Here is a 17,863-nt window from a genome sequence, read left to right as displayed (position 1 = left end):
ACGTGTCGGTGTTGCTATGTCTGAAGGGGAGAGCGCGGATGCTGTCGGGTCAAAAGATTACCATCGTCGGGGCAGGAATTGGCGGGCTTTGCGTGGCGCGGGCCCTCGCATTGAAGGGCGCGCAGGTGGAGGTCCTGGAACGTGCCGCGGCGATCCAGGAGGTTGGCGCAGGGATCCAAATATCGCCCAATGCCGCGCGGGTTCTGCACGCGCTGGGGCTGGCTGAGGCGCTGGCAGACGCGGGTTTACGCACCGATGCGGTTGAGCTGGTGAATGGCGAAACCGCACAAGCGGTGGCGCGGCTGGACATGGGGCGGTTGCGCCCCGATTCTGCCTATCGCTTCATTCATCGCGCTGCGTTGATTGATATTTTGGCGCAGGGCGCGCGTGATGCGGGTGTGCAAATCCGGCTTTTGCGTGATGTTGAACATCTAAAGCTGGGCGAACACCCGCCCCGGTTGGTGACGCGGCAGGGCCATGTGCAGCACAGTGACATCGTAATCGGCGCGGACGGGCTGCAGTCAAAGGTGCGGCTGGCGCTTAATGGGCGGGTGGCCCCGTTTTTCACCCATCAGGTGGCGTGGCGGGCGGTGATCACTGCCCCTGCCGATGCACGCCCCGTCGCGCAGGTTTTCATGGGGGCTGGCAAGCATTTGGTCAGCTATCCTCTGCCCGGCGGGCGGCGGAATATCGTCGCTGTGCAAGAGCGCCATGAATGGGTCGATGAAGGTTGGTCAAAGACCGATGACGCGGCCAATCTGCGCACCGCCTTTGCGGATTTTTGTCCGCAAGTTCAAGACTGGTTGGCGCAGGTGAATCAACCGGGCCTATGGGGATTGTTTCGTCACCGTGTCGCCAAACATTGGCACGGGCAAGGCGCAGTCATTTTGGGCGATGCGGCCCACCCGACACTGCCTTTTCTGGCGCAGGGCGCTGCGATGGCATTGGAAGATGCCTGGGTGCTGACCGAGGCATTGTCACGCCACAGCACAGCGCAGGCTGCTTTTGCGGCCTATCAAGCGGCGCGCGAGCCGCGCGTAACGAAAATCGTCGCTGCAGCTAATGCGAATGCGCGCAATTATCACCTGTCTGGGGCCAAGCGGGCTGTTGGCCATCTGGGCCTTCGCGGCCTGTCGCGTTTTGCGCCGAATTTACTGATGTCACGCTTTGACTGGGTCTATGAATATGACGCCATTTCAACACCGCTGTGATCTGGGCGATTTGTCTTGTTTGCCACCCTCTGACCGCGTAGGCGATGCGGATGCAGATTGATATTGATATCGAAGATCCCCGTTGGAACGGGTTGCAGCTAAGCAGCTTGGTGCAGCGCGCGGCAACGGCCGTAGCTGCGCATTTCGCGCTGGATGGAGATTTATGTGAGCTAAGCGTGCTGGCCTGTGATGATGACGCCATTGCCGATCTGAACGCAGAATTTCGTGACAAACCGCGCCCGACCAATGTTCTTAGCTGGCCTGCCCAAGAACGCGGCGCTGCTGAAGATGGCGAAACGCCGACTGTGCCCGTGCCGGATATTTTTAACACAATCGCGCTGGGAGATTTGGCAATTGCCTATGAAACCTGCATGCAAGAGGCGCAAGAGCAGTCAAAAACGCCACAGTCACATGTCTTACATTTGCTGATTCACGGAATTTTGCATCTTTTGGGATATGATCACATAAGATCGCGCGATGCTGACTTGATGGAAGGGATTGAAATCACCATTCTTGGGACGATGGGAATTTCAGACCCCTATACTATGTAAGACTATGCCGCAGGTCGCGGTGTAACTGGAAAGGACTAATGGGACACGTCGCTGACGGAGGACAATCCGCCAACGCTCCGGCCGTTGAACAAGAGCCGGGAGAGTCTATCGAGCCCCACTCGCGGGGATTTTTTACACGTTTATTTGGACAAGGTGCGTCCAATGACAGTGATGAGAACGATGGCGAAGACGATGATGAACCACGCCAAGAGATGACGCCAAATCAGGCGCGTCTGCCCGGCTTGGGAAACCTGCGGCGTATGCGCGTAGGGGATGTCTCTATTCCCAAAGTCGAAATCGTCGCCGTGCCAGGGGACATCACCCGCGAAGAGCTGGTGGAAGTGTTTCGTGAGCATGGGTATTCCCGTGTGCCAGTGTTCCGCGAAACACTGGATACGCCGCTTGGGTTGGTACATCTAAAGGATCTGGCGCTGGAATACGGGTTTGGCAAAACGCCAGAGGGCGGTTTTGATCTGTCGACCATCTTGCGCCCCTTGTTATATGTGCCGCCATCCATGCCGATTGGGGTGTTGCTGCAAAAGATGCAGGTGCAGCGGATCCATATGGCTTTGGTGATTGATGAATATGGCGGGGTTGACGGTCTGTTGACGCTGGAAGACCTGATTGAACAGGTCATTGGTGAAATCGAAGACGAACATGACGAGGCCGAAGGCGGGTTGTGGCGGCTTGAAAAGCCGGGGCAATGGATCGTTCTGGCCCGTGCGCCGCTGTCCGAATTTGAGGCAGAGATCGGCATGACACTGGCAGATGCGGAGGAAGAACAAGAAATTGATTCTTTGGGCGGTGTGGTCTTCATGCAGGCGGGACGTGTGCCCGCCCGTGGCGAGGTGATTGTCGCGGAAAACGGTGTCGAGTATGAGATCGTTGACGCAGATCCGCGCCGCATCAAACGATTGCGCGTGCGGCTTCCCGGGGTGGCCCCGGCGGAATAGGCCGGGCGCTTCAAACAAAGGGTAACAGGTGCGAGTGCCGGTCTTCTTACGCGCTGGGGTGCGGCCCTCGTGGCGGCTGCTTTTGGCGGCGGTGTCCTGTGGTGCCGTCATGGGCCTGGGACAGGTCCCTGTTGGTATCTGGGCCGCCACGCTTGCGGGCTTGGCCGTTTTGCTTTGGCTGACCGGGCGACAACCGTGTGCCCCTTCGGCGGGCTGGATAGGGTTTGCCGCCGGATTTGGCCATACGCTGGTTACGATGTATTGGATCACCGAGCCATTTTTCGTTGAACCAGAGGTCTATGGCTGGATGGCCCCATTTGCGCTTTTGCTGATGGGCGCGGGGTTTGGCCTGTTTTGGGGGCTGGCCTGCGGTATTGGCCATCGGTTGGGTGTAGGTCCGTGGCGTGTGGTCGTCATCGCCTTGGCTTTGATATGCAGCGATGTGCTGCGCAGTTATGCGTTCACCGGTTTCCCTTGGGTTCTGTTTGGTCATATTTGGATTGATACGCCGATTGCACAAGCCGCTGCGGTGATGGGTCAATTGGGGTTGGGCCTGATTACAGTGCTGTGTGCTGCGGCTTTGGCCTGTATCCGCTGGCGCGCCGGACAGGCCTGCGCCGTCGGGATGGCAGTGGTTATGGTGGGGCTGTGGACCGATCCGGGTGACTGGCTGCGCAGCCCCGTGCTGCAGCGTCAGGTGCCAATCAATCTTCGTCTGATACAGCCCAATGCGGCGCAGCGGCTGAAATGGTTGCCGCAATATCGGACCATGTTCTTTCGCCGCCATCTTGACCTGACCGCCGCGCCGGTGGCACCGGGTGATCCGGTGCCTGATCTGATCATCTGGCCCGAAACCGCTGTGCCGTTCCTGTTGGAATGGCCCGGTGATGGGTTGGACATGATCGCGCAGGCCGCCAAAGGCACGCCTCTGGCATTTGGAGTTCAACGCGCGGTAGGCACGCGGTATTACAATTCACTTGCGGTGATGGATGCTCAGGGGCGGATCGGTCCAACCTACGATAAGGTGCATCTGGTGCCTTTTGGCGAATATATCCCGTTTGGCGATGTTTTGGCACGGTTTGGCGTATCGGCTTTTGCGGCGCAGCAGGGACATGGTTATACCCCCGGCGCGGCAGAAGCGGTGCTTGATCTGGGGCGCGCGGGCCATGTGCAACCCCTGATTTGCTATGAGGCAGTGTTTCCCCAAGATATCCGCCGTGCTCCCTCGCGCCCGGATTGGATCATGCAGGTCACCAATGATGCGTGGTTTGGAACTTTATCTGGACCACGGCAGCATTTCTCCCTGACGCGAATGCGCGCAATTGAATTCGGTCTGCCGATCGCACGGGTGGCCAATACGGGAATCACTGCGATGATTGATGCCTCTGGCACTGTGATCGCCCAGCTTGGTTTGGGCGAAATCGGCCATCTGGATGTGACTGTTCCGCCGTCACGGGCGCCCACACCCTATACGCGAATGGGGGATGGGCCGATAATCGCACTGATTTTATTGTTGTTTGCCGGATTTTCATTCCTTGGGCGCTATTTCGTTGACCCTGTCGAATCCGACAGCTAGCAACGCGCATCGAACCGTCACAACGGCTTCCTGACGTGGCGGGGATACCCAAATGGAGCAAGACCTTTCTATGACACGTCAAAATTACGTTTTCACCTCCGAGTCGGTTTCAGAAGGCCACCCGGACAAGGTCTGTGATCGCATTTCGGATGCGATCTTGGATACATTCCTGGCCCAAGAGCCAAACGCGCGGGTCGCGTGCGAGACCTTTGCCACAACAAATCAAATCGTCGTCGGTGGTGAGGTCGGCCTGTCGGATAAATCCAAATTGGATGAATATCTGGGCAAAGTTGATGGCATCGTGCGCGATTGCGTGCGCGACATCGGCTATGAGCAAGACAAGTTCCACTGGAACACAGTCAACGTGTCGAACTATTTGCATGCGCAGTCGGCCCATATCAGCCAAGGCGTTGATAAGGACGGTGCGGGCGATCAGGGGATCATGTTCGGTTTTGCCACCGATGAAACACCAGAGCTGATGCCGGCGCCGATCCACTATAGCCATGCAATTTTGCGCAGCTTGGCGCAGGCGCGCAAATCCGGCGCAGAGCCGACGTTGCGTCCCGATGCAAAATCGCAGCTGTCGGTGCGCTATGAAAATGGCAAGCCAGTCGGAGTGACCTCTATCGTGTTGTCCACACAGCACGCTGATGAATCGCAAAGTTCGGATGATATCCGCGCGATTGTCGAACCTTATATCCGTGAGGCCCTGCCGCAGGGCTGGATTTCGGAAGATACTGAATGGTGGGTGAACCCCACTGGCACATTTGTCATTGGTGGTCCTGATGGCGATGCTGGTCTGACCGGCCGTAAGATCATCGTCGACACCTATGGTGGGGCCGCGCCGCATGGTGGCGGTGCGTTTTCGGGCAAAGACCCGACCAAGGTTGACCGGTCGGCGGCCTATGCGGCGCGCTATTTGGCGAAGAACGTTGTGGCGGCAGGATTGGCGAAAAAATGTGTCATTCAGTTAAGCTATGCGATTGGTGTCGCCAAGCCTTTGTCGATCTATGCGGACACATTTGGCACGGGGCAGGCATCGGACCAAGAGATTGAACGCGCGATCACCCAATGTATGGATCTGACGCCCTTGGGCATCCGCACTCATCTGGATCTGTGCCGGCCGATCTATGCCCGTACCGCAGCCTACGGCCATTTCGGGCGCGCACCCGAAGATGATGGTGGGTTTAGCTGGGAAAAAACGGACCTGATCGAGGCGCTGAAAAAAACGGTCTGATCTGTTTTGGGAAAACCGATTCACGCATAGGGGCAAGATAGGCCGCCCTTATGCGACACCCAGACCAAATATAAAAACGGCGGCTTGGATGATCCAAGCCGCCGTTTTTATACCACATGGCAATATGCGTTACAGCAGGTCTGCCAGTTTCAGGGCCGTATCAATCCGCGCTTTCGTGGCATCGCTGAGCGGTGTCAGCGGCAAGCGGACCTCATCCGAGCATAGGCCCAGTTTCGACATGGCGTATTTCGCGCCACAAACGCCGGGTTCCAAGAACACCGCAATATGCAGCGGCATCAGCTTGTCTTGCAGCTCCAGCGCGCGGACCATATCGCCTTCCAGCGTCGCGTTTTGCAAATCCGCGCAAAGTTTGGGCGCAACATTGGCCGTGACCGAAATACAGCCAATACCCCCCATCGCGTTAAAGCCAACGGCAGTGGCATCTTCGCCAGAAATCTGGATGAAATCCGTGCCGCAGGTCAAACGCTGTTTGGCCACACGGGCCAGATCACCTGTAGCATCTTTGACGCCAACAATTCGGGGCAGCTTGGCGAGTTCACCCATCGTTTCGGGCGACATATCCACGACCGAGCGGCCAGGAATGTTATAGATGATGATCGGCAGATCGCTGGCATCATGCATCGCGGTGAAATGCGCGATCATGCCCGCTTGTGTAGGTTTATTGTAATAGGGCGTCACCACCAAGGCACCATCAGCGCCTGCTGCTTGCGCGTGCTGGATCAGTTCGATCCCTTCACGGGTGTAGTTGGACCCCGCACCGGCAATCACGGGAATGCGCCCAGCGGCAGCTTTGACCACCTCGGCGACCACTGTGTTATGCTCGCTGTGACTAAGGGTGGGCGATTCGCCCGTTGTGCCCACCGGCACCAGACCGTGGCTGCCCTGATCAACATGCCAATCGACAAGTTTCTTCAGCGTGTCCAGATCCAGCTCGCCGTCTTTAAACGGCGTGATGAGTGCGGGAATAGACCCTTTGAACATGACACGCTCCTTATTGTCGTTGGTATGGGCGGATTCGCCGCCGCTGAAATCGCGCGGACATTAGGCCAGTGTTTCCAGCTTGCCAACTTGTGAATTGCGTGATGAGGTAAAACTGGGTGAGAAGGGCGCAAGAAGGATACATTTGCGCAATGGCTGACAGCTCACTTTCCCTGATGACTGCCGTGAACCGGTTTTGCGCCCCCTTTGGGGTGGCTGCGGTCCTATACATGGCCGATCCGGCGGCGATCGTTGCGCAGCCATCACTGCAGGTTGCGCTGCGCGCGGTGCAGGCAGGACAATGGCAGGCCGCAGAGGATGCGGCGCGAAGCTCCGGCCCATTGGCGTTTGATCTTGTGGAATGGCACCGGCTGCGTGCAGGGCAGGGCAGTTTTGCTGCCTATGCCGATTTCGCGACCAGACGCGCGGATTGGCCGGGGATGGAGCTGTTGCGCCGCAAGGGAGAGGCCCATTTGGACGGTGCCTCCGCACAGCAAATCCTGGCCTATTTTTCGCAACATGCGGCCAGCACCGGCCAAGGCGCATTGGCGCTTATAAGAGCACAGGTCGCTTTGGGCCGCCAAGCACAAGCCGCCCAAAGCGCCGCGCGTGCCTGGCGCAGCCTGTCCCTGACATCCGAAGATCAGGAAAATTTCCTTGCGCGGTATGGCGACTGGATCTCTGCCGACCACGGCGGGCGGATGCAGGCCATGCTGGACCGTGGAGATTTGACACAGGCGCGTAGGATGCTTGATCTGGTCAGCCCGGGAACGCGGGCTGTGGCACAGGCGCGCATCGCTTTACAATCGCGGGCTGATGGCGTGGATGCGCTGATCGCAGCGGTGCCAGAGCATATGATGGGATCCTATGGCTTAGCGCTGGACCGCACGACTTGGCGTTGGCGCGAATCCTATGAAGATGGTGCGGCGGATCTGTTGCTGGAATGGTCGGTCAGTGCGGAAAAACTGGGTGATCCTGCGCTTTGGGCTGATGTGCGCAAACGTATGGCGCGGTGGGATCTGCGCCATGACAATCCGCGCCGCGCCTATAAACTGGCCGCGCAGCATCGTATGGCCGCCCAAGGGGCCGATTATGCCGAATTGGAATGGCTGGCCGGGTTTTCGGCATTGAAGCTGGGGGCTGCACCGCAGGCTTTGGCGCATTTCGACGCGGTCGCTGCGGCTGTATCGACACCGATTTCATCTGCGCGTGCCGCCTATTGGCGTGGCCGCGCGCTGGAGGCAATGGGACGTATGGCGGATGCCAAAGCCGCCTGGGCGCAAGGGGCACAGTATCAAACCGCCTATTATGGGCTGCTATCTGCAGAACGGCTTGGCCTGCCGCTGGACCCGATGATCACACAGCCCGAACCGCTGCGCGATTGGCGTGCAGGCAGCTTCACCTCTGACAGTGTTTTCCAAGCTGCGCTATTGCTCAATGCTGCCGGCGATCGAGGCCTGGCTGAGCGGTTCTTGCTGCATCTGGAGGAAACATTGCCGGCCGATCAGATCAGCGGCCTGGTGGATCTGGCATTGGAGTGGGAGGATGCGCATGTTGCGTTGCGTCTGGCCAAACGGGCGGCAGAAAACGGCGATGTGCTGATCGCGGGCTATTTCCCGATCCCAAGGTTCGATCTGCGCAATCTTGGCGTGCCCGAGGAATTGACCCTGGCCATTGCCCGGCGCGAAAGTGAATTTGATCCGGTTGTTTCTAGCCATGTCGGCGCGCAGGGGTTGATGCAATTGATGCCCGGCACGGCCAAGATGATGGCAAGCAAACTGGGCGTCAGCTATGAGCCGACCAAGCTTGGCGATCCGGCTTATAACGCGCGGCTGGGTGCAGCCTATCTGAATGGCCTGCGCGAAGATTTCAGCAATTCTCCGGTATTGGTTGCTGCAGGCTATAATGCAGGTCCTGGACGGTCACGGCGCTGGATGGAAGAGCAGGGCGATCCGCGCAGCCCAACCGTCGATGTGATCGACTGGGTGGAGCTGATCCCGTTTGACGAAACCCGCAACTATGTGATGCGGGTCGCAGAGAGTCTGCCGATCTATCGCGCCCGGCTGGGCGGTGCCACGATCCGGTTCACGGACGAATTGCGGGGCGTGGAACAACCTTGACCTTGCGCTGGCGCTGGCGCCACAGGGTGAACAACCCGGCGCCTACGACAATCACCGCGCCCACAGCCACATTGGGCCGCAAGATATCGCCAAAGAAGGTCATTCCCACAAAGGCGCCGAAAACCAGCTGCATATAGGAAAATGGCTGCACGGCAGAGGCCTCTGCGATCTCATAGGCTTTGATCATCAACCCATGCCCGGCCACCGCCGTCAGGCATAAGATCGCCATCCAAACCCAATCGCCGCCGACCATCGGTTGCCAAAACCACATGCCCACCAGGGTCGAAATCACCGCCCCCACCGTGCCGGTCCAAAACATCGATGTCGCGGAACTGTCTTTATCGGCCACCTTGCGCGTCAACAGCGCATAGAGCGAGAACATCAGCGCCGCTGTCACGGCCAGGATCGATGCCGGGGAAAATACTCCGAAACCGGGTTTCAAAATCACCAGAACGCCGATGAAGCCAATGCCAATCGCTGTCCAGCGCCGCCAGCCGACCTTTTCCCCCAAAACAGGTCCTGACAGGGCTGCAACCAACAATGGATAGGCGATGAAAATCGCATGTGTCTCGATCAGGCCCAGTGCAACAAAGGCCGCAATCATCACATAGATTTCAAGAACCAAAAGCGCGCTGCGAAACAGCTGCAAATAGGGGTGATGGGCCCGGATGGCACGGGCCAAACCGCCTTTGGTGCGGCTGCTCATCCAAATCGCAAAAACGGCGAAGAACCAGAACCGGATCATCACCACCATATAGGTATTGTAGCTTTCGGCCAAATGCCGCGAAATTCCGTCTTGTGCGGCGAAAATTGCCGTGACGGCGATCATGATGAGAGCCCCTTTGCGGTTGTCTTGCTCGCTCATGTGGCATCCTTTTTTGCGATCGTCATATGTCGTTTATGGCCATGACCTGCGATGCGCGTCACGCTGAATCCGGCGGCTTGCAGGCCGCGGCGCACAAAGCCCGCCGCGGTATAGGTGGCACAGCTGCCCCCGGCGCGGGTATGCAGCCCCACCTGCGCCATCAGCTCTGGCGACCATAATTCGGGGTTCTTGGCCGGTGAAAACCCGTCTAGGAACCACGCATCGGCACAGCCGCCCCATTGCGGCAGGGTCTCTCTTGCATCCCCGATCACCACGTCTACCTCTACTGCGCCAATGCGAAATTGCCGCGCCCCATCCTCCCAGGCGTGCAAAAACGGATCCGCCACGGCTCGCGCCTCGGGAAAGGCGGTTAGAGCCCGCGCGATCTCCTGCGCTGTCATTGGATAAGCCTCAAAACTGGTAAAACGGATCGGTATGTCACGACAGGCAATCACCGTGGCCAAAAGATTCAAACCGGTGCCGAATCCCAATTCGGCAATGTGAAAGCTCGGCGCGAAACGTGCGGGCAAATCATTGCCGTGCAAAAATACATGCCGGGTTTCTGCCAGCCCATCAGCCAGCGAAAAATACGGGTCATCAAACCGGGTGGAGATGGGAATAACCGCATCGCGCCACTCCAGCGCGGCTTGGCTCTGGTCAGAACGTGTCATGCAAGGTAGGGCCTTTGGCAAACGCCGGATATGGATATGGATATGGCGCGGCGCGACAGTGACGAAAGGAAAGACCAATGGCAAGCCGATCTCTCGGGCATACCCGCTATGCACCCCAGGCCGTGACAGTATATGGTGCCGGGATATTCGGATTGTCCTGCGCCTTTGAACTGGCACGGCGCGGGGTCACCGTGCAGGTGCTTGATGATCGCGGTATCGGCGCGGGATCTTCTGGTGGTACGGTTGGGGCGCTGGCCCCGCATGTGCCTGAACAGTGGGAACCAAAGAAACAGTTCCAACTGGAAAGCCTGCTTATGGCACGGGCTTTTTGGGCCGATGTCGCACAGATCGGCGGGGCAGACTCAGGCTATGCGCGGATCGGACGGATCCAACCGCTGGCGGATCAGGCGCAGATCGCGCGTGCCAGGGACCGTGCGCAGGGCGCTGCAACATATTGGGGCGATAATGCTGAATGGCGGGTGATACCGGCGACAGATTTCACCGTATTGGATTGCGTCAGTCCAACCGGTTGGATGATCCATGACACACTCTCTGGCCGGATAAACCCTCGCGCAGCTTGTCAGGCTTTGGCGCTAGCGCTGCGCGCCCTGGGCGCCACGATCTCGATCGGGCGTGACATGTCTCCTGCGTATACAACAGTGATCCATGCCACTGGCACACGTGGCTTGGCGCAGCTCAGTGCAGATTTCAACACTGCTGTTGGAAACGGCGTCAAAGGTCAGTCTGCGGTATTCAAATTCGATGCCCCTTTCGCGCCGCAACTTTATACAGACGGGCTGCATTTCGTCCCACATTCAAACGGAACTCTGGCCATCGGTTCAACATCCGAACGATATTATGATGATCCCACCACCACCGATTTCCAACTCGACTTAGTGATCGAAAAAGCCCGCAGCCTGTGCCCCGCCTTACGCGACGCCCCGGTGATTGACCGATGGGCAGGTGTGCGCCCGCGCGCCAAAACCCGCGCGCCGATGCTGGGTCCATGGCCTGATCGCCCTGGTCACTTCATTGTAAATGGCGGCTTCAAAATCGGCTTGGGGATGGCGCCGAAAATCGCCCATGTGATGGCAGACCTGATTTTAACCGGCACGGATACCATCCCACAGGGCTTTCATGTCCAAGACAACTTGTAACGCCGGCTTTCAGCTTGCTTGTAAATATCCCGGGGGAATTGGCCGCAGGCCAAGGGGGCAGCGCCCCCTGCCTTACCACCGTGCCAGCGCCGCCTCATCACTGTCTTTTGCCGCAACCCATTGCGTGCCTTGGGCCGTGATCTCACGTTTCCAGAATGGTGCGCGCGATTTCAAATAATCCATCAAAAACTCCGCGGCCTCAAAGGCCGCATTGCGATGACGGGCAGCGGTGGCCACCATCATGATCGGCGCACCAACTTGTAATCGCCCAAAACGGTGGATCACCAAAACATCGGCCAACTCCCAACGGGTCACAGCCTCTTGTGCGCAAGAGCTAAGCGATTTTTCGGTCATGCCGGGATAATGCTCGACCTCAAGCATCTGCAGATGCCCACTGTCATCACGCACCAAACCCGAGAAACTGACAACCGCGCCAATATCGCCGCGTCCTGCGCCAAAGCCCTGCAATTCTTTTGCAATATTAAACGGTTCGGATTGCACGCAGATCCGCATGATCAGCCCCCGGTCATTGGTGGAAAAAACGCCACCTCGCGTGCACCCGTCAATTTGGTGTCAAAATCAGCCAGCTCTTGGTCAATTGCCACCCGCAGGGCACTGACATCAGATAATGCCGCGCCATATCGCTCATCACGTGCGGATAATTCCTCGATCAGTTGCAACGGAGTCGCGGCCTGTGTCTCAATGCTCTCGCGTGCACGCCCGATCCGCTCACGTACCCATGCGAAATATACCAGTTCCAGCTTAGCCATTTTTGGGCCCCCGCAAAAATGGTAATGCCTTGGTGAAATAATCCCAACCCGTGATGGCGGTCAAAACCGCAGCCACCCAGATCAAGAACACACCCAGATGCGTCGCCAGATCAGCAAGGGTCAACCCGTCCGGCAACTCTCCTTCACCCGCCCGCGGTGGCCGCCCGGTTTGCATATAATCCAACCCGGTGCCCAAGAACAAAATCGCAATTGCGACCATCTGCGCTGTGGTCTTCCACTTTGCCAGTTTCGTGACCTTCAACCGCCCCGCATCGGCGCCCAAAAACTCCCGCAGGCCCGATACAAATACTTCGCGGAACAAGATCACTGTAACGGGCAGGATCAACCAGGGATTCATGCCCGAATATCCGGTCAAAATCACCAAGGCGATCACCACCATTGCCTTATCGGCAATCGGGTCCAGCATCGCGCCGAATTTGCTTTCTTGCTTCCATGCACGGGCAAGATAGCCATCAAACCAATCTGTCACCGCCGCCAGCACGAATAACAGCAACGCAAACAGATCCGCCCATGGTCGGGAAAAATACAAAAACATAAGCGCCACACCGGGCGCCGCAATCAACCGCAGAACGGTCAGAATATTGGGCAAGGTCCATGTCATATGCGCAAACTAGCCTTGGCGATCAGGAAGGGAAAGAAGGAAGTCAGTCTTCGGGGTCAAGATAATCATGTGCAGCGCCTTGCCAGTCTGTGACACGCCATCGTCCGGGACTAATTTCCGTAAAATGATCTGCTGTAACAGGCACTTTGCCAAAGCCACCGGGGATGTCCAGAACATATGTCGGCAGGCAGTGGCCGGGCAGTGGCCCGCGCAGCCCCTGCATCAGCGCGCGCCCAGCTGCGATGGTGGTGCGGAAATGGCCCGCCCCGCGTGCCAGATCGCAATGATGCAGGTAATAGGGTTTTACCCGCAGCGCCGATAAGGTGGTGAACAGGTCTTGCAGCGCATCATGGCTGTCATTGATTTTGCGCAACAGGACCGATTGCGACAGCAATGGGATCCCGGCATCGGCCATAAGGCGCAGCGCCTTGCGTGCAGGTGGCGTCAGCTCTTGCGCGTGGTTGGTATGGATTACCATCCAGGCGGTCATGCGCAAGCTGGCGAGCAGTTCAACCAGCTCCGGCGTGATCCGGTCAGGGGCAACAACGGGCACGCGGGTGTGAAACCGGACCATCTGCACATGGTTCAGGGCGTCCAGCCGTGTCAACACCATGTGCAGCCTGCGCAGTGACAAGGTCAACGGATCACCACCGGTCAAGATCACCTCGCGGATCGTTGATGTGGCGGCAATATAATCCAGCGCCGCGTCAAGCTGCTGTGGCGCAAGTGGCCCTGTCTCGCCAACTGTTTCACGGCGAAAACAAAATCGGCAATACACATCGCAGGTTTTCGTTACATGCAAAATTACCCGGTCGGGATAGCGATGCGTCAGCCCGGGTACCGGCGCATGGGCGTTATCACCGATTGGATCACTTAGCCCGTCGCCGGTCAGCTCTTGTGAGGTGGGCAGGAACTGCGCTGCCACCGGATCATCTGGGGCATTGGTAAGGGCGGATTGCATCTGCGACGTGACGCGGATCCGAAACAGCTGCGCGGTGCGCTGCAACATCGCGGCCTGCTCCGGTTGGGCAAGCCCTGCGGCGATCAAATCGGCCGGGGTGGTCAATGCAGGCGTTATGGCACCAATGGGCGGGGTCGGTTTTGTCATGATGATGCGCGGCTACGGCGCAAGGCGTCTTGCGTCAAGCCCCGCAAACCATTCATCCCTTATCATTGAAGAAATTATACACCGTTTCGGCCATGGCAGCGGAAATTCCGGGCGCCTCCATCAAATCGGGAAGGCCGGCGCGGCTGACAGCTTTGGCCGAGCCGAAATGCTGCAACAACGCGCGTTTGCGGCTGGCGCCAACGCCGGGGATTTCATCCAAAGGATTGGCCATGGTGGTTTTGGCTCGTTTGGCACGGTGTGTACCGATGGCCCAGCGATGCGCCTCATCGCGCAGCCGTTGGATGTAATATAGCACTGGATCTTGCCGGGGCAGCGCCATGACGGGTTTGCCGGTGCGGTAAAACTCTTCCTTACCGTGGTCACGATCAACGCCTTTTGCAACCCCGACCATGGGCACATCACCTACGCCCAGCTCTTCCATGATCTCGCGCACCGCGGAAACTTGCCCCGCACCACCATCGATCAGCAAAAGATCGGGCCAGCTGTCGGTCTTGCGTTCGGGATCCTCTTTTAGCAGGCGCTGAAAGCGGCGGGTCAACACCTCTTTCATCATGCCAAAGTCATCGCCGGGTGTCACCGACCCGTCTTTGATGTTGAACTTACGATATTGGCTTTTGATGAACCCTTCAGGCCCGGCGACAATCATCCCCCCAACGGCATGCGCCCCCTGAATATGGGAGTTGTCATAGACTTCGATACGGCTTGGGGGGGCAGCCAAGTCAAAGGCCTGTTGCACACCTTGCAACAAACGGGCCTGCGCCTGGGTTTCTGACATCTTGCGGCCCAGGCTTTCACGGGCATTGCGATGCGCATTTTCTACCAGATCAGCTTTTTCGCCGCGTTTGGGAACGGCGATCTCAACCTTGCGCTCTGCTTTTGCGGATAGCGCGTCGATCATCAGATCTTCGTCCTCAATATCATGCGACAGAAAAATCAGCTTGGGCGGTGGCCGGTTGTCATAGAATTGCGCCAAGAACGCCTCTAACACCTCCGGCTCTTCAGCGCCCAAACCGGTTTTGGGATAGAAATCATGGTTGCCCCAGCTTTGATTGGCGCGGATGAAGAACACCTGCACGCAGGCCTGGCCGCCATCCATATGCAGTGCGATCACATCCGCTTCTGATACGCCGCGCGGGTTGATCCCTTGCGATTGCTGGACATTGGTCAGGGCTTTGATCCGGTCACGCAGGGCGGCGGCACGTTCAAATTCCATCTCATCCGAGGCAATCTGCATCTGCTCGGCCAGTTCTTTTTGGATGGTGGTCGTTTTGCCCTCCAGAAACCGTTTCGCATCCTGCACCAACAGCGCGTAATCATCTTCCGATATTTTACCCACGCACGGCGCGGCACAGCGTTTGATCTGATATTGCAAACAGGGGCGGGTGCGGGCAGCGAATTGACTATCGGTACAGTTGCGCAGCAAAAACACCCGCTCCAGATGGTTGAGCGTTTGATAGGCCGCGCGCGCACTGGCAAATGGGCCAAAGTAATGGCCCTTTTGTTTTCTGGCGCCACGATGTTTGGTGATCATCGGGAACGGATGGTCGGTCGGGATCAAAATATTTGGGAAGCTTTTGTCATCGCGCAGCAGCACGTTATAGCGCGGCTTAAGCTGTTTGATCAGATTGCGCTCCAACAACAGCGCTTCGGTTTCGGTGCGCGTAGTCAAAAACATCATGCGTCGGGTTTCATGGATCATCCGTGAAATCCGCGCGGTATGGCCATTTTGGCGCGCATAACTGGACACGCGCGCCTTTAGATTGCGCGCTTTGCCGACGTAAAGAACCTCGCCCAATTCATTCAGCATCCGATAAACGCCGGGGGAACCATCAAGCCGGGTAACATAATCCGCAATCAGCGCATGGGCGCGCAACTTTTGGTTGTGGGTGGTTTCGTTTGGCTCGATCTCGTCGCTCATATTTCGTTACCAAAACCTTAACGGTCTAAATTCCTGTTAACAGTTGCTCTCATTCAGATTCTTGCAGCTTTGGCCGAACGCGTTTTCGGCAAACGCAAGTCGAAACCTTTCCACCGTTTCTGTGGATAACTCGGTGGGAAACTCATCTGAATGTGCATTTTATCCTTGTAACATTGATATGTCGTTGGTCTGCGTATTTTTTAGGCAAAATGTTTAATGCATTGAAATCTATAGAATAAAATATTTATGAAATGTAAATCATTGATTTTATTGAGAATTTGAAATGAATTGTGGCATGATTGTGACGGGGGTGCACAACTTTGCGTCCGCAGGCGGTGCAGATCACTCTACGCCCATCACATCGGGGGTTTGCCAGGCAAGATGTTGACCGCCGTCGACACAAATCATTTGCCCTGTGACCGCGGGTGCGTCGATGAAATATCCTAAGGCTGCACAGATTTCGGCAGGGCTTGCGCCGCGTTCCAAAACGGTCGCCCTGCGCTGTGTTTGGAACTGCGCGCTTGACTGCCGTGCGCCTTGCATCGTGGGGCCGGGGCCGATGCCATTGACCCGGATGGCTGGGGCCAAGGCCTGTGCCGCGGTGCGCGTCAGGGTCCACAGCGCGGATTTCGCCAAGGTATAGCTGAGGAATTCTGGTGTCAGTTTTAGCACGCGCTGGTCGATCATATTGATCACCAATGCCCGCGCCATAGGTTCGCCCTCTATCGTGGCTGCCGGTGGGGCCTGGGCGGCAAACTGCTGGATCAATACGAAAGGTGCGCGCAGATTGGATTCCATATGCCGGTCCCAACTGGTCCTTGTGGCATCGTCAAACCCATCCGCTTCAAAGATCGAGGCATTGTTGATCAGCATGTCGATCGGCCCGCCCAAGGCATTGGCCGCCTGTCCGACAAGCTGCGTGACCTGATCTTCGTCCAGCAAATCGGCCTGCACGATGGCAGTCCGCACGCCTAGGGCACGCGCCTGTGCCGCAGTGTCTTCGGCGGCGTCTTGCGAGCCATTGTAATGGATCGCCACGTCACAGCCACGGCCTGCCAGATACAGGGCCATCGCCCGGCCCAATCGCTTGGCCCCTCCGGTGATCAATGCGCGTTTCATGGATGCTCCTTAAACGACAACAATGGCAGTGATATAGGCAAGGTAGATCGCCACAAATCCAATGCCAATTGGGCGGGTGAATGGCTTATGTTTCAAAATCATAGGCGCAATCAACACAGATGCCCCCAACATCACCCAAAGGTCAATCCGCAGCATCTCGGGCGGAACCGGCAGCGTGCCAAACAGGCTAGCGACCCCGATGATGCACAGCAGGTTAAAGATGTTGGACCCGATGACATTGCCTAGGGCCACATCTGCGCGCCCCTTCATCGCCGCTGTCACGCTTGTCGCCAATTCGGGCAATGATGTGCCAATTGCCACCAAGGTCAGGCCAATCACGGCCTCAGAGATCCCGAAAGCGCGCGCGATGTCGGAGGCGCCGCTGACCAGAAAATTCGCGCCGATGGGCAGGCCAATCAGGCCAAGCGCCAGATACAGGGCGATCTTTTTACCGGAAATGCCGTCTTCCAGCCCTTCGATCTCTTCAGGTTCATCCGTGTGATCGCGTCGATGGGCCATGGCTTGGCGGATCTGTTTCGTAATCACCAGCGCCAGCGCAATCAGCAAGACGACACCATGCACCCATGTGATCGGGCCAAGCAGGCAGATGATGATGAACAAGACCGAGGCCGCCAGCATCAGGATATAATCGCTGCGCGTATCAGTTTCATGCGTATGAATGACCGAAATGATCGCCGGAATACCCAAGACCAGTAGAATATTGGCCGTGTTTGACCCGATGACATTGCCTAATGCGATGGCAGGGGCGCCGTCCAACACCGCCGCCACGGAAACAAGCATTTCAGGCGCAGAAGTGCCAAAGGCGACAACTGTCAGGCTGACGACCAGCGCTGGGATCCCAAAGCGCAGGGACAAGTTCACCGCCCCCTTGACCAGCCAGTCGCCCGCCATCACCAGCAACACAAGACCAGCGACGACCAACGCAACATCTACAAGCACTTAAT

At 57.6% G+C, this 17,863-nt stretch carries 17 protein-coding genes and 1 riboswitch; of the genes, 7 read left to right on the top strand and 10 right to left on the bottom strand.

Features of this window, described 5'->3' with window-relative positions; all coding sequences use genetic code 11:
* Positions 1–38: 38 nt before the first annotated feature.
* The 5 genes from BFP70_RS04640 to metK all read left to right on the top strand — a co-directional run bounded on the left by BFP70_RS04640 (position 39) and on the right by metK (position 5,528).
* Positions 39–1,211, top strand: coding sequence for an FAD-dependent monooxygenase (locus BFP70_RS04640; protein WP_066010202.1), 1,173 nt, complete (start codon positions 39–41; stop codon positions 1,209–1,211).
* Positions 1,212–1,261: 50 nt separating this feature from the next.
* Complete coding sequence (ybeY, locus tag BFP70_RS04635; RefSeq protein WP_066010201.1) at positions 1,262–1,762, top strand: rRNA maturation RNase YbeY; 501 nt, start codon at positions 1,262–1,264, stop codon at positions 1,760–1,762.
* 38 nt (positions 1,763–1,800) lie between these two features.
* On the top strand, positions 1,801–2,715 hold the full coding sequence (locus BFP70_RS04630; RefSeq protein WP_066010200.1) for a hemolysin family protein: 915 nt from the start codon (positions 1,801–1,803) through the stop codon (positions 2,713–2,715).
* A 28-nt stretch (positions 2,716–2,743) separates the two neighbouring features.
* Positions 2,744–4,291 (top strand): apolipoprotein N-acyltransferase, encoded by a 1,548-nt coding sequence (lnt, locus tag BFP70_RS04625; protein ID WP_066010199.1) that lies wholly within the window; start codon positions 2,744–2,746, stop codon positions 4,289–4,291.
* Between the two features lie 11 nt (positions 4,292–4,302).
* Positions 4,303–4,351: riboswitch (SAM-SAH riboswitch) on the top strand.
* A gap of 10 nt (positions 4,352–4,361) precedes the next feature.
* A complete protein-coding gene (metK, locus tag BFP70_RS04620) occupies positions 4,362–5,528 on the top strand; it encodes a methionine adenosyltransferase (RefSeq protein WP_066010198.1) in 1,167 nt (388 codons plus the stop codon).
* A gap of 129 nt (positions 5,529–5,657) precedes the next feature.
* Here metK and dapA read toward each other — a convergent pair whose 3' ends face one another.
* Positions 5,658–6,530 (bottom strand): 4-hydroxy-tetrahydrodipicolinate synthase, encoded by an 873-nt coding sequence (dapA, locus tag BFP70_RS04615; protein ID WP_066010197.1) that lies wholly within the window; start codon positions 6,528–6,530, stop codon positions 5,658–5,660.
* 149 nt (positions 6,531–6,679) lie between these two features.
* On the opposite strand from dapA, the gene BFP70_RS04610 reads away from it, so the two are divergent.
* The gene (locus tag BFP70_RS04610) at positions 6,680–8,647 is read left to right on the top strand and encodes a lytic transglycosylase domain-containing protein (protein ID WP_255356588.1); all 1,968 of its coding nucleotides are present in this window, start codon (positions 6,680–6,682) and stop codon (positions 8,645–8,647) included.
* Here the strand turns inward: BFP70_RS04610 and BFP70_RS04605 are convergent.
* Positions 8,613–9,512: a DMT family transporter gene (locus BFP70_RS04605; RefSeq protein WP_066010196.1), complete on the bottom strand. Its 900-nt coding sequence runs from the start codon at positions 9,510–9,512 to the stop codon at positions 8,613–8,615. The two genes, BFP70_RS04610 and BFP70_RS04605, sit on opposite strands and share 35 nt — an antisense overlap.
* Complete coding sequence (mnmD, locus tag BFP70_RS04600) at positions 9,509–10,183, bottom strand: tRNA (5-methylaminomethyl-2-thiouridine)(34)-methyltransferase MnmD (RefSeq protein ID WP_066010195.1); 675 nt, start codon at positions 10,181–10,183, stop codon at positions 9,509–9,511. The genes BFP70_RS04605 and mnmD overlap by 4 nt, the downstream gene beginning before the upstream one ends.
* A 77-nt stretch (positions 10,184–10,260) precedes the next feature.
* Here mnmD and BFP70_RS04595 point away from each other — a divergent pair, with 77 nt between their 5' ends.
* Positions 10,261–11,340 (top strand): FAD-binding oxidoreductase, encoded by a 1,080-nt coding sequence (locus BFP70_RS04595; protein ID WP_066010194.1) that lies wholly within the window; start codon positions 10,261–10,263, stop codon positions 11,338–11,340.
* A 72-nt stretch (positions 11,341–11,412) separates the two neighbouring features.
* Here BFP70_RS04595 and BFP70_RS04590 read toward each other — a convergent pair whose 3' ends face one another.
* The 7 genes from BFP70_RS04590 to BFP70_RS04560 form a co-directional block, all read right to left on the bottom strand.
* Entirely contained in the window at positions 11,413–11,853 is a 441-nt protein-coding gene (locus BFP70_RS04590) for a molybdenum cofactor biosynthesis protein MoaE (RefSeq protein ID WP_066010193.1), read from the bottom strand.
* A 2-nt stretch (positions 11,854–11,855) separates the two neighbouring features.
* Entirely contained in the window at positions 11,856–12,101 is a 246-nt protein-coding gene (gene moaD / locus BFP70_RS04585) for a molybdopterin converting factor subunit 1 (protein WP_066010261.1), read from the bottom strand.
* Position 12,102: 1 nt separating this feature from the next.
* Complete coding sequence (pgsA, locus tag BFP70_RS04580) at positions 12,103–12,732, bottom strand: CDP-diacylglycerol--glycerol-3-phosphate 3-phosphatidyltransferase (protein ID WP_066010192.1); 630 nt, start codon at positions 12,730–12,732, stop codon at positions 12,103–12,105.
* 43 nt (positions 12,733–12,775) lie between these two features.
* A complete protein-coding gene (locus BFP70_RS04575; RefSeq protein ID WP_066010191.1) occupies positions 12,776–13,840 on the bottom strand; it encodes a lysine-2,3-aminomutase-like protein in 1,065 nt (354 codons plus the stop codon).
* Between the two features lie 52 nt (positions 13,841–13,892).
* The gene (uvrC, locus tag BFP70_RS04570) at positions 13,893–15,767 is read right to left on the bottom strand and encodes an excinuclease ABC subunit UvrC (RefSeq protein ID WP_369820184.1); all 1,875 of its coding nucleotides are present in this window, start codon (positions 15,765–15,767) and stop codon (positions 13,893–13,895) included.
* Between the two features lie 354 nt (positions 15,768–16,121).
* Positions 16,122–16,898 carry an SDR family oxidoreductase gene (locus BFP70_RS04565; protein WP_066010189.1) on the bottom strand — a complete coding sequence of 259 codons (777 nt, stop codon included), beginning with the start codon at positions 16,896–16,898 and terminating at the stop codon, positions 16,122–16,124.
* 9 nt (positions 16,899–16,907) lie between these two features.
* Positions 16,908–17,858: a calcium/sodium antiporter gene (locus tag BFP70_RS04560; protein WP_083217352.1), complete on the bottom strand. Its 951-nt coding sequence runs from the start codon at positions 17,856–17,858 to the stop codon at positions 16,908–16,910.
* Positions 17,859–17,863 lie beyond the last annotated feature (5 nt).

Source organism: Thioclava sp. SK-1 (genome assembly GCF_001705665.1).
Lineage (GTDB): Bacteria > Pseudomonadota > Alphaproteobacteria > Rhodobacterales > Rhodobacteraceae > Thioclava.
Note: the sequence above shows the minus strand (reverse complement) of the source record. Positions and strands in the feature narration are given on the sequence as shown.

Bases quoted from the DNA above. Each gene is read 5' to 3' on its own strand.
- pgsA (WP_066010192.1), bottom strand. From the start codon at position 12,732: ATGACATGGACCTTGCCCAATATTCTGACCGTTCTGCGGTTGATTGCG.
- BFP70_RS04565 (WP_066010189.1), bottom strand. From the start codon at position 16,898: ATGAAACGCGCATTGATCACCGGAGGGGCCAAGCGATTGGGCCGGGCG.
- mnmD (WP_066010195.1), bottom strand. From the start codon at position 10,183: ATGACACGTTCTGACCAGAGCCAAGCCGCGCTGGAGTGGCGCGATGCG.
- BFP70_RS04605 (WP_066010196.1), bottom strand. From the start codon at position 9,512: ATGAGCGAGCAAGACAACCGCAAAGGGGCTCTCATCATGATCGCCGTC.
- BFP70_RS04640 (WP_066010202.1), top strand. From the start codon at position 39: ATGCTGTCGGGTCAAAAGATTACCATCGTCGGGGCAGGAATTGGCGGG.
- BFP70_RS04595 (WP_066010194.1), top strand. From the start codon at position 10,261: ATGGCAAGCCGATCTCTCGGGCATACCCGCTATGCACCCCAGGCCGTG.
- dapA (WP_066010197.1), bottom strand. From the start codon at position 6,530: ATGTTCAAAGGGTCTATTCCCGCACTCATCACGCCGTTTAAAGACGGC.
- metK (WP_066010198.1), top strand. From the start codon at position 4,362: ATGACACGTCAAAATTACGTTTTCACCTCCGAGTCGGTTTCAGAAGGC.
- BFP70_RS04590 (WP_066010193.1), bottom strand. From the start codon at position 11,853: ATGCGGATCTGCGTGCAATCCGAACCGTTTAATATTGCAAAAGAATTG.
- BFP70_RS04610 (WP_255356588.1), top strand. From the start codon at position 6,680: ATGGCTGACAGCTCACTTTCCCTGATGACTGCCGTGAACCGGTTTTGC.
- ybeY (WP_066010201.1), top strand. From the start codon at position 1,262: ATGCAGATTGATATTGATATCGAAGATCCCCGTTGGAACGGGTTGCAG.
- BFP70_RS04575 (WP_066010191.1), bottom strand. From the start codon at position 13,840: ATGACAAAACCGACCCCGCCCATTGGTGCCATAACGCCTGCATTGACC.
- BFP70_RS04630 (WP_066010200.1), top strand. From the start codon at position 1,801: ATGGGACACGTCGCTGACGGAGGACAATCCGCCAACGCTCCGGCCGTT.